A 13,195-nucleotide genomic window follows, 5' to 3' on the forward strand; every position below is an offset into this window, starting at 1 on the left:
TTTACTACAACTGCTGACCATACCAAGGAGAAAACTGTTTTTGTAACGAACGTAAAAACAGCTCAAAACTAACTGCGACAATCGCAATCACAATAATGCCCAGAATCACCGTATCGGTAATTAAGAACTGCGCTGCCGATTGCACCATAAAACCAATACCACGGTCCGCTGCAACCAATTCTGCTGCAACTAATGTTGACCAGCCCACCCCGAGACCGATACGGATACCGGTAATAATATGAGGTAAAGCTGTTGGTAAAATGACATGCCAAAATACTTGTGTCTGACTTGCCCCTAGCGACAATGCTGCACGCTCACGATTAAGTTGATGGCTTAACACACCATGCGCACTACTAATGATGACAGGCGCCAAAATCGAGAAGAAAATCAAAAGTACTTTTGTGGTTTCGCCAATACCGAACCAAATCACGAGTAAGGGTAAATAAGCTAACGGTGGGATTGGACGTAATAATTCAACCAAAGGATCTAAAACAGCGCGAACCCATTTGTTCAGACCCATCCATAAGCCTAGCGGAACTCCAATCACTACGGCAGCAATCAAAGCTAAAAATACACGTGAGATACTGGCTGCCAAGTGTTGCCACAAAGTCGCCTTCATAAAGCCTTCTTGGCTGACCGATATAAATTTTTGCCAGACTGCCTGTGGGCTTGGTAAAAACAATTCAGGTACAACATGCAAAGCAGTAATAAGAAACCAGAGTGCAACCACACTTCCCACACTAATTATGCTGACCGCCAAAGTGCGATGCTTTTCAAAAAATGACGATAGAAATGAAGCATTTTCTGTTTGCACATTTAACTCAGGTTTAAGTTCTGCTTTGTCATACTCATAGACGTTATCTTTAGTGTTCATGTAGGTAACGCCTCCCTACCGCTTTGTTTTTGTGCCCTTAAACTTTCAAATAACTGTTCTCTGAGCTGAATAAATTGAGAATCTGATTTAATCGAGCGAATAGACTCGCCCTGACGATACCGTTGAGCAAAATCGAGATGTAGAGTTTCTACAATTTTGCCTGGATGTGCCGTCATCAGAACTAACTGATTGCTGAGCAATAATGCTTCTTCAATGTCATGAGTAATTAAAAAGAAGCTTTTATTTTGTTTAATCCATAAATCGAGCACTAACTGCTGCATGTTTTCACGCGTAAAAGCATCTAAGGCAGCAAAAGGTTCATCTAACAAAATAAACGGCGCGTGGCTGATCAAAGCTCTGGCAATACCAACACGTTGTTTCATACCACCGGAAAGTTCCCAAATATTGGCTTTTTCAACGTGACTTAAACCTACAATTTTTAAAATTGCGTTTACTTGTTTCTCAATCTCTGCACGCTTTAAACCTTTTAACTGCAAAGCGAAGCCAACATTATCTGCAACATTCAACCAAGGAAGTAAGGCATGATCCTGAAACACCACAGCGCGGGTTACATCTGGACCAGTTACGACCTCATGATTTACAAGCACATCACCAGAACTCGGCTTTTGAAATCCTGCCAAGATATTAAGTAAAGTTGTTTTGCCGCAACCTGACTCGCCTAAAATCACGGTTAAAGAACCTTCTTCAATGGTTAGGTTAATGTCTTGTAAAACTGGCTTTTGCTGTTTAGGAAAAGTCAGATGAATATGTTTGGCTTCTAGTACACTCATGACAACTCCTTAAGGCTGCAAAAATGAAGAATTCACATTGCCTTTATAATCGGCTTTCAGTTGATCGACTTTGCCCTGACCTTTTAAGAACTTCGCCGTATCAAAAATATTTTGTGCAAATTCACCATCTAAAGTTTGTTTTTGCTGAGCGTGGTCAAGGTAAATATTTCCACTTAATAAAAGCGGGATATCTTTTGGATAAGAACCTGTGAGCTGCGCAATTTTTTGCACGTTATCGGCATCTTTAACGTAAGCGGTTGGGTCTTGGTTATATTTTTCAAGCTGCTCAAGCGTGGTTTGGACAAAAGCTTTTAAGAAATCAGGATTTTTCTCTGCAAAGTCTTTACGTACAACCCATAAGTCATAAGTTGGAGCGCCCCATTCACCCACTTGTTTCGAGTCGGTTAAAACCGTACCAGATGCTTTGGCTTTACTTAAAGCAGGTTCCCAAACATAAGCAGCATCAATATCACCACGTTCCCAAGCAGCTGAAATTTCAGGTGGACGCAAGTTGATAATTTTTACTTTGTCTTCTGGAATGTTCCAATGTTTAAGTGCAGACAAAAGGCTGTAATGGGTTGTTGAAACAAAAGGTACAGCAATGGTTTTGCCAATTAAATCTTGAGGGGTTTTAATGCCTGATTTATTACTCACCACTAATGCTTCAGACCCACCAAGTTTTGAAGTAATTAAGAATACTTCAATCGGTAAATCACGGCTTGCCGCAGCAGCAAGTGGACTTGAGCCAATATTGCCAAGTACGACATCACCTGAAGCAAGTGCGTTTACAACATCTGAACCCGCATCAAATTTTTTCCATTGAATATTACGTTGGCTATGTTTTTCATATTCCCCATTGGCCTGCGCAACTTTGCTTGGGTCCACCCCTGTTTGATAAGCAATCACGACAGGTTTGTTGTCACGAACTGAAGCACTTGTATTATTGTCTTTCTTATTTTGCCATACGATAAATGCAACAATTGCTACAACCACAATTGCCGTGATAATCAACGGTTTGGTCTTTGTGCTCATAATTTCATGATCTTTCAATAATATAAGCTCATGGTATGCAGCTGGCTTTATAATGAAAAATAAAAAAATATGAGTTGCTTATCTATTTTTGATAAATAACTTTTTCATATAAGTTTTTATCTTTTGGTAAAAAGCAAATATCAACCAAACTTACAGATTAGCCATAAAATTAAAATACTTATATATCAATAATTAAAAAGGATATTCAAAAAACACATGATAAGAAAAACCTGACATACCTACTCTAATTATTTTATCCTACTCATTTCGTCATTTTTATTTTCTGCTTATCGCATCCAGAGTTTTGTATCTAATTAATTTTCATTCTTTTATATAAAGTTCAGATTTTATTATCTTTTTATCTTAAAACTTCTGCAAATATTAAGATTTGAACAAATCTTTTTCTGGTTTATACATGACGCAAATTTAATTTTTATTTTTAAGAGGAGAAAAATTCTTTTGTTTAAACATTCTCAATTTTTGAAAAAAACATTAATTACAGCGTCTTTAATTACATTTAGCCTCTCAAGTCATGCGGCTCTCACCTTTGGTAATGCTGAAGAAGGTCAACTTAAAGTAAGTGGTACTGTTCGAGCTAAATATGTTTATGATTTTGACTCTGATCCCACTACCAGTAAATTTTCGTTTAATGACGCGGTATTATGGCTAGATTACAACTCCCCGAAATGGATTGGTCGCCTAGATTATCGGGTTTATGAATATTACGGGCGTTTAGGCGATGCCAATTGGCTTACCGATGCGTGGTTGGGTTATAAAATTAATGACAACAGTAAAATTATTGCTGGCTTAAACCCAGTTCCTTTTGGCTTGGGCCGCTTTTGGGGAAATACTTATTATTTAGGCATTGCCAATAGTGCAGGTTGGGAAGATGTACATAACCTTGGGGTGAAATATGATTTCAATGATGGAATTAATGAAGCACAACTCGCCTTTTATCCTACCGATGGTGGCACCTATAGAGGTAAAAGCAAAGACTCGAGTCGATTTAGTATCAACCCTGTCAATGCGGATGACTCAGTACCACAAGGCACCAACACTAAAGAAAAGAACTCGATTGTTGTTCGCGGTGCTCATACATTTAAGAATGTCTTAGGCCAAGAAAATTTCTCTACCCAACTGGGCGCCTCTGCATGGTATTCCACCATTGAAAATAAACGTTCAGGGCAAGATGGCGATCGCCAAGTCTATTCAGTTTTTAGCAATACCAATTATAACCAATGGAATTTACAGCTTTTGGCTGGTTATCAAGACATTGATAATGCCGACAATGAATATAAAGATCATCTGACTTTGGGCGGTTTCGATTATTCATTTAATTCGGCAACCAAAGGTCAGATTTATTCAGCCGAACTGAGCTATCTATTTCCTCAGCAGTTTGGACCAATTACTTCTGTTCGCCCGTATTTAAACTATAGTTCTTATCGAAAAGAGCAAGATGGCTTTAAAGATTCAACCCGTTTTATTCCCGGCATTGCCTTTAACTATCAAAAATTGACAGTACAAGCTGAGTTACTAATGGGTAAACATGATCCATATCTAGGAGACAGTGAAGGCCTTGCGGCTGGTGGAACTAATGATAAATGGAATAAAAAAGCATTTGTAATTTTTGCTTATTACTTCTAATTCTAAAAATAAAGGCCAACAGATGTTGGCCTTTATTTTTATCTAGATATTTATTTTTATCTAGATATTTATTTTTACTTTAGTCGATTACTGGTGAATTATTGAGAGGAAGTTCTGTTTTATCCTCATCGATAACATCGACATCTTGGGCGGTAGGCTCAAACTTAATCAGTAGTCCAATCACAATTAAAGGAATAAACGCAAAGATAGAAATAATCAGGTAAACATCGGTTTTATATCCCGCCATCCAGATCGGTAAAACAAACAAAGCGATTGCTTGAGCAACACCCGTTACCGCACGGTTAAAGCCAACACCAACGCCACGAATCGAAGCTGGATAAGCCATAGTCGGATACACCATCATTTGTGCCCCAGGTCCAAAGCCTTCGGCAAAAAGCCACAAACCTAGCATGCCAATTGCGGTGTAGAGTAAAAAGCTATTACCGGGTTCACCAATTAATGCTAAGGCAATGAGGGCTATAAACTGGAGTAAAAAGCCTGTAAGCAACACATGACGAGATTTAAATCTGCTAGCAACAAATACACCTAACAGCCCGCCCGTAAATGCAAACAGCAAATTGAGTCCGAGTGTTGTAGTAATGGTCGTCAAGACATCTGTATGAAAGAATCGCGTTAAAATAGAAGGTAAAAAGAAGGCAATGGTCGTGTACTGAAATGCCACCGAAATGTGAATCACAATTGCCACAATCGTTCTTGGTAAATAGGTTTTATTAAATAAAACTGCAAAACCCTCGCGCTTTTTCTTTTCAGCAGTTCTTTCTACTTTTTCAACTGTAGCGACTGCATTAATTGCATAGGATTCTTGTAGAACTTTAGCTGCCCCCTTTAAATCGCCTTGGTTCGCAAGCCAGATTGGTGACTCAGTTAAATATTTACCGCGAATAAAAATAATGAGTAACGCTGGCACTGCTCCGAAAATTAAAGATGCTCGCCATAACCAATTGCTATGCTCAGGGGGTAAAAGAAAATAAAGCGCCAGAACTAGACCAAAACAGACCGAAGAAGCGGCATACCACATTGGGCACCATGCAGCTAAACGCGCTGCCTTGTTGCTACTACCGTTAAATTTGGAAAACTCAGATAAGTATGACATTGCAACAGGCAGATCAATACCGACACTAATTCCCATGATAAATCTGGCTAAAATCAAAACCCAGACATTCGGTGCAAAACCAGCAACAATTGCAGCAATCACAAAGAGCACCATGTCCGCCATAAAGACCCGATAACGGCCGATTTTATCTGTCAGCCAACCACCAATCAGGTTACCCACAATGGTTCCGCAGACAATTGCTGAAGCCACCACACCAGTCATCACAGGGCTTAAAGAAAACTCTGAGATAACTTGCTCAATACCAAAGGACAGCGTTGTTAAATCATAAGCATCAATAAACACCCCAATTAGTGCTAACCAAATAACTTTATTCGATTTACCCTTCCCTGCAAATTTTGAAATTAATTGTGAAACATCATCGGGAGATTTAATTTCATAACGATGGTTATGATCGAGTTCTTGTGTGCTCACTTAATAATTCCTGAATTTTAATAACAGGAACAAAATAATGATTATTCACACAATAAAAAAACAAATTAATCTGATGTTTTAATCTAAATTATAGAATTATTTTTTCATTATTAACTCAGCAGTAAAATCGATATAAAAAGACAAAATAAAAGCTGGTATTTAACCAGCTATTTATTTAAAGGTTTTCTAAAATATTAACTCGCCTCAGCAAGTCTTAATTCCTTTAGATTACGATATTTTGCACCGCGGTGATTTTCAGGCAAATATGGCCCAGCACCAAATAATTTTTCTCTTAATGTTCCTTGTGCATAAGAGGTTTGATATACCCCACGTTTTTGCAACTCTGGAACAATAAATTCGACCACATCGGCAAAGGTTTGATGAGCCAAAATATAGGCAAGGTTAAAGCCATCAATATCGGTATCTTCAACCCATTGCTGTAGAGCATCTGAAACTGTTTCTGCCGAACCCACCAATACTGGCCCATTACCGCCTAAGCTGTTCCAGTTTGCAATTTCTTCAATGGTCCAAACACGTTCTGGGTCTGCATTCACATAAGAATCTAATAAAGATTGAATCGCATTGGTTTGAATATATTCAACTTTGTCGTTCGGTTGATATTGTGAAAAATCGACACCAGACCAGCCAGACAGCAAGGTTAAAGCGCCATCGTAGCTTCCATAGCTTTGATATTCTTTAAACTTAGCCTGAGCTTTTGCATCGGTTTCATCAGTGACAATCGACAAAAGTGCATAAATTTTAACAGAGTACGGGTCGCGGCCTTCTTGAGCCAATTTCTGGCGAATGCCCTGTACCACTTTTTTAGTGGCGATTTTAGATGGCGCTGCTATGAATACACACTCGGCATTTTGACTAGCAAACTTCTGTCCACGTGAAGATGCACCTGCTTGATAAAGTACTGGTGTTCGCTGCGGTGATGGCTCACAAATATGGATACCCGGTACAGTAAAGTATTTACCTTCGTGCTGAATTGGATGCACTTTTTTATGGTCAGCAAAGATACCGCTTTCACGGTCACGAAGTACCGAACCTTCTTCCCAAGAACCTTCCCAAAGTTTGTAAAGGACCTCTAAGTATTCATCAGCAATATCATAACGATTGTCATGATTAACCTGAGTTTTTAGGCCCAAGTTTTTCGAACCACTTTCCAAATAAGACGTCACGATATTCCAACCAACTCGCCCTTTGGTTAAATGGTCTAGTGTGCTAATACGTCTAGCAAAAGGATAAGGATGTTCAAAGGAAATAGAAGTTGTGACACCAAAGCCCAAATGCTTTGTGACTGCTGCCATCGCTGGCACGATCTGTAGTGGATCATTGACCGGAACTTGTACCGCACCTGTTAAGGCATGTTCAGCACTTTGATGATAAACGTCATAAATACCAAGCACATCTGCAATAAAAATACCGTCAAAAAAACCACGCTCAAGAATTTGTGCTAAATCTGTCCAATATTCTAAATCTTTATATTCAACAGATCGGTCTTGAGGATGTCGCCATAATCCAGGAGATTGGTGGGCAATACAATTCATTTCAAAAGCATTAAAACTAATTTTCTTAGTCATAAAATATCAGCCAGCATTTTATTTAATTTTTATACTAAAGCAATTTTTATGTTTTCTTTATAATATATACCCCAAACAAAATATAATTTTATTCTAATAGGTTTTTATAATTTATTTAAAAGAACAAATAGTATTAAGCTGCTAAAAATAGCAGCTTAATATCTATGATTATCAATTATTGTTTAGCTACTTCACCAATACGCCATTGATAAGGTGGTAATGTGCCGTTTACACTAAAATCACCAATAATTCGATTTTTAAATACTCTCGGGTTATGTGAAGCTAAAGTTCGTACGTTACGCCAGTATCGATCTAGGCCTAAATCTTTGTCCGTTGCAGAAGCACCTAAAGCGTCAAATAAAATCGTAGAAGCATTTAAAATTAGATCGGTAATTACCGTTTGAGACTGCGCACTTTCAAGTTCGGCAAGTGCATTTTGCTCCTCTTCAAGCTGCTCATTATTTTGAAATGCAGCTAAGTAAGCACGCTGTAAGCTTTGTGCAACTTTTTCAACAATCGCCCCTGCACTATAAGCTGCGCCACGGATTTGTCCTACGACTTGTAAAATTTGCGGATCCTGTTTTACAAATTGAGCATTTGCATGCGTGTAGTTTCGTGTACGTTTTGCCACAGCTTGAGAAACTTCATAGGTTGCAGCACGCCCTAGACCTGTAATGATTGCCAGTTGGACCAGTTGATAATAAGCCGCTGAATATTTAAAACGGTCATCGTCAGGTAAAATTTCAGTTTCATCGACCAATACGTCATGGAAATATGCTGTACCGCTTGCGGTGAGTTGCTGACCAAAGCCATTCCAGTCATCAACAATTTCCACCCCTTCATCTTCACGGCGAACAACGACCGAGCCAGATTCACCCTTTAAATCTGTTACACCAACATCCACCCAGTCTGCATATAGGCTACCAGTGGTGTAATATTTTTTACCCTTAACACGAATTTTTCCGTCACTGTCTCGATACAAATGAGTTTCGAACTGATCAATTGACTCTTTCCCACCTTCAGACCATGCACTGCCTACTGTTTCCCCATTTGCAATTCGGCTAAGCCAACGCTGTTGAAACGCTTTGTCTTTACTTACTAAGACATCTTCAGTGAAACCAAAATGCACTCGCAAAGCTTGCGGTAAGTTTGAATCGGCTTCTGCAAGTTCAATGAGTAAGGCAAATAATTCAGGAATGGTTGCATCAAAGCCACCATGAGCTTTGGGAAGTCTTAGCCGTGTAAAACCAATATCCTTAAGCCACTGAAGTTGTTCATAAGGCAAAATATGCTGTTGCTCACGGATTAAAGCCCCTTCTTTAATACGGGCAAAAGTTGGTCTGAAATGTTGTGCCAACTCATCATAACGTGATGTAGGCCCTTCTCCCCACACGCGAGAAATGATTGAAGCTTGACTAAGGGCAGCGTGCGTTAATGAACCGAGATGATGCTCAAAATTTAAATTTGTCATGTAAGTAAAACCAATATTGCTTTGCTTTTACCATAAAATATTTATTTCACATGAAAACGATTATTTTTTTATAACTGTATTCATTCTTTATATAAGAACCTAAACACAAAGATAAAAAGCTCGTATCTCAAAGACTAAGACGCCTCTTTTTGCCGAACGCTCTGCTGGCTTTGGAGAAGTGTTTGTATATATTCTGAATAGACGGATAACTTTTCAAAAATATGTTCTGAATAAAACATATCATCAATTAGATGCGTCATTTGATGTGTCGTAAAAGTGTCACATAAACCAACCAACGCTGCGTTCATTTGAGCAAATTTCGCGCATAATTTGACATAAGTTTCATCTTTATTTTTGAATAATAATTTCCGCATTTCTAAGCTATTGAGATTTTTTAAGTCATCATCTTTTGTGGTTTTAATCCAATAAATTTTGACCTTTAAAAATTGCTCCAGTGCTTTTAAATGCTCGACATCTACGTCTAAACTCGTAATTAAAAAAACGGTAGAGAGGTCACTTCGACACAGAGCTTTGAATAAGCTTAAATAAATAAACTCAACTTCATTAAGCTCTGTAAGTTCCAAATCTATATAAATTTTTAAGCTGTCTAAAACATCATCTACTTTGAATAGTGCTTTTTTCTCAGCTTGGTAATATTTATTAAGAATAGAAAGCACAGGCGTAGTTGCAGGTGTTGTATAGATAGCGGCCTTGTTTAAGTTGGCAAAAATAAATGGTGAAAATAGATAAGCCACACTACTTTGCTGTGCCTCAATATGAGATTGAATTAAATATACTGTTTCAGATTTAGAAAAGTCTCTGAGTACTTTTGCTCTTAATAAAGTAGCTTCAAAATTAACGTAGGTTTGCTCTAATTGAGCCAATATAGAAACAGGAATAGGCTGATTTTTAATAATTTTATGCAGGACATTGAGTTGAGAAGTAATAAACATTTTTTAACATCCAAGCTATTTTAGAAGAGCTACACTTAAATCAGGTCTTTAATAACCTACGTAACAACCAGACCTCACGCAAAACAACAAAGGAATAAAAGAGAAGAAACTATTCTGCGCTTATTACCCAAAGTCGCATTCGCTGTATTTTGGAGAGTGATTTTGGCCATTCGTAAATCTTGTTCATTTATTTTGGACTTTTGAAGAATGGATACATAGCTACAGATATTTGAAAAAAAACTATAGCACACCTCATGAGTGCTCCAGACTGTTATAGTTTTATAAAAAATTTCTGTATCTACATATACAAAATTAGTAAGTGCATGATTAAGGAAACTTCTTAAGGTAGGTAGTTTTCATGAGACGATCTATTGCATATCGCCAGATATTTCATCAATGTTTCAATGCAACATGCATTTTTACAAATGCAACATCAAGCATAAACTTTGTTAACAGATTGAGAACAATCAATCAGTCTATTCTCTTGAAATATCAAGCAATTATATTGCTTAACCCTGTTGGCATTTTACTTGCTAAGAACATTTATCACAGAAGTAAGTTTAATCGCCAAAATACTTTGTTGCCTGAAAATAAGTATTTAACTCATTCAATCATCATCAGCTAGTTCACAGGGGGAAAGTTTATGAGCCTCGGTCTAACCGCTCTAGAATTAGCGCGAATACAATTTGCTTTTACAGTATCCTTCCATATTATTTTTCCAGCCACTTCCATCGGTCTTGCATGCTTTTTAGCAGTCTTAGAGTGGAAATGGTTACGAACCCAAAACCCGATTTATAAAGATCTATTTAAGTACTGGATTAAGATCTTTGCCGTTGCCTTTGGTATGGGTGTGGTCTCGGGCGTAGTCATGAGTTACCAGTTCGGTACGAACTGGAGTGAATTTTCACGTGTCGCCGGAAGTATTACTGGTCCTTTACTTACCTATGAAGTCTTGAGTGCCTTCTTCCTAGAAGCAGGTTTCTTGGGCATTATGCTGTTTGGTTGGGGACGCGTTGGTCCTCGAGCCCATTTCTTCGCAACACTTATGGTTGCCATCGGAACATGTATTTCCATGTTCTGGATTCTATCTTCTAATAGCTGGATGCAGACCCCTCAAGGCTTTGCTATCGAAAATGGCATTATTGTGCCAAAAGACTGGTTTGCAATTGTCTTTAACCCATCCTTCCCTTACCGCTTTGCCCACATGGGTGCTGCCGCCTTCTTAGTTTCATCATTATTGGTGGTCGGAACATCTGCATGGCATTTAGTAAAAGGCCGTCGTGATGAATTGGTGAAAAAATCGTTCTCGATGGGTCTCTGGATGGTGCTTGTGACTTCATGTTTACAAGTAGTAATTGGCGATAACCACGGTTTAAATACCCGTGAACATCAACCAGCCAAACTTGCAGCAATGGAAGGTCACTGGGAAACCAATCACAATGAACCTATGCCATTATTGCTTTTTGCAATTCCAGATATGAAAGAAGAACGTAACCACTTCGAAGTGGGTGTTCCTTATTTGGGTAGCTTAATTTTAACGCATAGCTTAGATGGCCAAGTGACAGGTTTAAAAGATTTCGCACCTGAAGACCGTCCAAATTCAACCATCGTTTTCTGGAGCTTCCGTGTGATGGTTGGTCTTGGTGTGCTCATGGTCACTCTATCTTTAATTGCGCTTTGGTTACGTAAACGTGGAAAACTCTATGAAACATCATGGTTTCATAAATTTGCTGTAGTGATGGGGCCTGCGGGTTATGTGGCAATGCTGGCTGGCTGGATTACTACCGAAGTAGGCCGTCAACCATGGGTTGTATATGGCATTATGCGCACTAAAGACGGGCTTTCACATACCGTTTCGGCAGATCAGGTTGGACTTAGTCTCTTTATTTTTGTGGTGGTCTATACCATCGTTTTTGGTAGCGGTATTTACTACACCTTAAAACTCATTAATAAAGGCCCTGTATTTATCGATACTCCAACTATTGAATCTGGTGGTGTTGGACACTTTAAAACACCAATGCGTCCACTCAGTGCTGTCGATGAAAACATTGACGATAATCAAAAATCTGGGGAGAAACATCATGATTGATCTTTCTTTAATATGGGTCGGTATTATTGGTTTAGGTGTTTTAATTTACGTGGTCATGGATGGTTTTGACTTAGGAATCGGGATTATGTTCCCTTTCATTAAGAACAGCCAAGAACGTGACGTCATGATGAATACCGTGGCCCCTGTCTGGGATGGTAACGAAACGTGGATGGTGCTCGGCGGCGCTGGTCTATATGCAGCCTTCCCACTGGTTTATTCAACAGTTTTATCAGCACTCTACCTGCCTATCATTTTCATGGTCATTGCCTTGATTTTCCGTGGAGTTGCTTTTGAATTCCGTTTTAAAGCTCATCGCACCAAACACCTTTGGGACTTGGCTTTTATTTGGGGTTCAGTTTTAACCAGCTTCCTGCAAGGGATTATTTTAGGTGCCTATATCCAAGGGATTAAAACTGAAAATGGTATTTATGCTGGTGGTCCATTTGACTGGTTATCTCCATTTACGATCTTTACAGGTATTGGCGTAGTGACCATGTATGCAACTTTGGGTTGTGGCTGGCTTATCTTAAAAACTGAAAAAGGCTTACAGCAACGTATGTATGAGCTTATGCCAAAGCTGATTATTGCATTGCTCATTATTTTTGGTGGTGTGAGTTTATATACGCCGTTGACTCATCCTGAAATTGCGGATCGCTGGTTTTCTTTACCAAATCTGTTCTATTTTAGTCCTGTACCGATTTTGGTCTTGTTATTTGTTGGCCTGATTTTATCGGCATGTAAAAAGCAGGATCATGACCTTAAACCATTTGCATATACATTAGCGCTCGTTTTCCTTGCATTTACTGGTTTTGTGATTAGTTTATGGCCATATATTATTCCTCCATCAGTCACAATCTGGCAAGCCGCAGCACCGCATTCAAGCCAAATGTTTGCTTTGGTCGGTGCACTTATTTTAATCCCGATCATTATTGCTTACACCATTGTGTCTTACTGGGTATTTAGAGACAAAGTTCGTGTAGGTGACGAAGGTTATCATTAAGTATGGAGGGTTTTATGAAAAAGTCATCTGTTAAACTCAATCAAACCCAATGGTTTATTCTGCTATGGATCGGTGGTTTTTTAGCCTTAGCTGTGATTGCGGGATTGTTTAAAGTTATCTTGATTTATGCAGCCCCTTACTTAAAGTAAATCTATTGTTCTAAACAAATGCCGTTTGTAGATTCTGCAAACGGCATTTATTATTGATTA

General features: G+C 38.6%; 11 protein-coding genes. 4 read left to right on the top strand and 7 right to left on the bottom strand.

Features of this window, described 5'->3' with window-relative positions; translation table 11 throughout:
- Positions 1–4 precede the first annotated feature (4 nt).
- From tauC to tauA, 3 genes are read right to left on the bottom strand one after another with little or no spacing between them, the layout of a single operon-like run.
- Entirely contained in the window at positions 5–874 is an 870-nt protein-coding gene (gene tauC / locus AAC388_RS10590; protein WP_342370563.1) for a taurine ABC transporter permease TauC, read from the bottom strand.
- The gene (locus tag AAC388_RS10595) at positions 871–1,665 is read right to left on the bottom strand and encodes an ATP-binding cassette domain-containing protein (RefSeq protein ID WP_342370564.1); all 795 of its coding nucleotides are present in this window, start codon (positions 1,663–1,665) and stop codon (positions 871–873) included. The genes tauC and AAC388_RS10595 overlap by 4 nt, the downstream gene beginning before the upstream one ends.
- Positions 1,666–1,674: 9 nt before the next feature.
- The gene (gene tauA / locus AAC388_RS10600; protein WP_342370565.1) at positions 1,675–2,715 is read right to left on the bottom strand and encodes a taurine ABC transporter substrate-binding protein; all 1,041 of its coding nucleotides are present in this window, start codon (positions 2,713–2,715) and stop codon (positions 1,675–1,677) included.
- A 441-nt stretch (positions 2,716–3,156) separates the two neighbouring features.
- On the opposite strand from tauA, the gene AAC388_RS10605 reads away from it, so the two are divergent.
- The gene (locus AAC388_RS10605; protein ID WP_004887613.1) at positions 3,157–4,341 is read left to right on the top strand and encodes a hypothetical protein; all 1,185 of its coding nucleotides are present in this window, start codon (positions 3,157–3,159) and stop codon (positions 4,339–4,341) included.
- Between the two features lie 79 nt (positions 4,342–4,420).
- On the opposite strand, the gene AAC388_RS10610 is transcribed toward AAC388_RS10605, so the two are convergent.
- The 4 genes from AAC388_RS10610 to AAC388_RS10625 form a co-directional block, all read right to left on the bottom strand.
- Positions 4,421–5,887, bottom strand: coding sequence for an MFS transporter (locus AAC388_RS10610; protein ID WP_057085541.1), 1,467 nt, complete (start codon positions 5,885–5,887; stop codon positions 4,421–4,423).
- 194 nt (positions 5,888–6,081) lie between these two features.
- Positions 6,082–7,473: an LLM class flavin-dependent oxidoreductase gene (locus AAC388_RS10615; RefSeq protein WP_342370566.1), complete on the bottom strand. Its 1,392-nt coding sequence runs from the start codon at positions 7,471–7,473 to the stop codon at positions 6,082–6,084.
- Positions 7,474–7,648: 175 nt separating this feature from the next.
- Positions 7,649–8,944, bottom strand: coding sequence for an acyl-CoA dehydrogenase family protein (locus AAC388_RS10620; RefSeq protein ID WP_342370567.1), 1,296 nt, complete (start codon positions 8,942–8,944; stop codon positions 7,649–7,651).
- 134 nt (positions 8,945–9,078) lie between these two features.
- Positions 9,079–9,897, bottom strand: coding sequence for a hypothetical protein (locus tag AAC388_RS10625; protein WP_342370568.1), 819 nt, complete (start codon positions 9,895–9,897; stop codon positions 9,079–9,081).
- A gap of 643 nt (positions 9,898–10,540) precedes the next feature.
- On the opposite strand from AAC388_RS10625, the gene AAC388_RS10630 reads away from it, so the two are divergent.
- Genes AAC388_RS10630 through AAC388_RS10640 form a run of 3 tightly spaced genes read left to right on the top strand, consistent with a single transcriptional unit; the run spans position 10,541 to position 13,135 of the window.
- On the top strand, positions 10,541–11,986 hold the full coding sequence (locus AAC388_RS10630; RefSeq protein ID WP_017386136.1) for a cytochrome ubiquinol oxidase subunit I: 1,446 nt from the start codon (positions 10,541–10,543) through the stop codon (positions 11,984–11,986).
- A complete protein-coding gene (gene cydB, locus AAC388_RS10635) occupies positions 11,979–12,986 on the top strand; it encodes a cytochrome d ubiquinol oxidase subunit II (protein ID WP_342370569.1) in 1,008 nt (335 codons plus the stop codon). Before AAC388_RS10630 ends, cydB begins: the two co-directional genes overlap by 8 nt.
- Positions 12,987–13,000: 14 nt before the next feature.
- Positions 13,001–13,135, top strand: a complete 135-nt coding sequence (locus AAC388_RS10640; RefSeq protein WP_005076466.1) for a hypothetical protein — start codon at positions 13,001–13,003, stop codon at positions 13,133–13,135.
- Positions 13,136–13,195 lie beyond the last annotated feature (60 nt).

Origin of the sequence: Acinetobacter sp. D009 (genome assembly GCF_038562025.1) — a bacterium.
Lineage (GTDB): Bacteria > Pseudomonadota > Gammaproteobacteria > Pseudomonadales > Moraxellaceae > Acinetobacter > Acinetobacter pittii.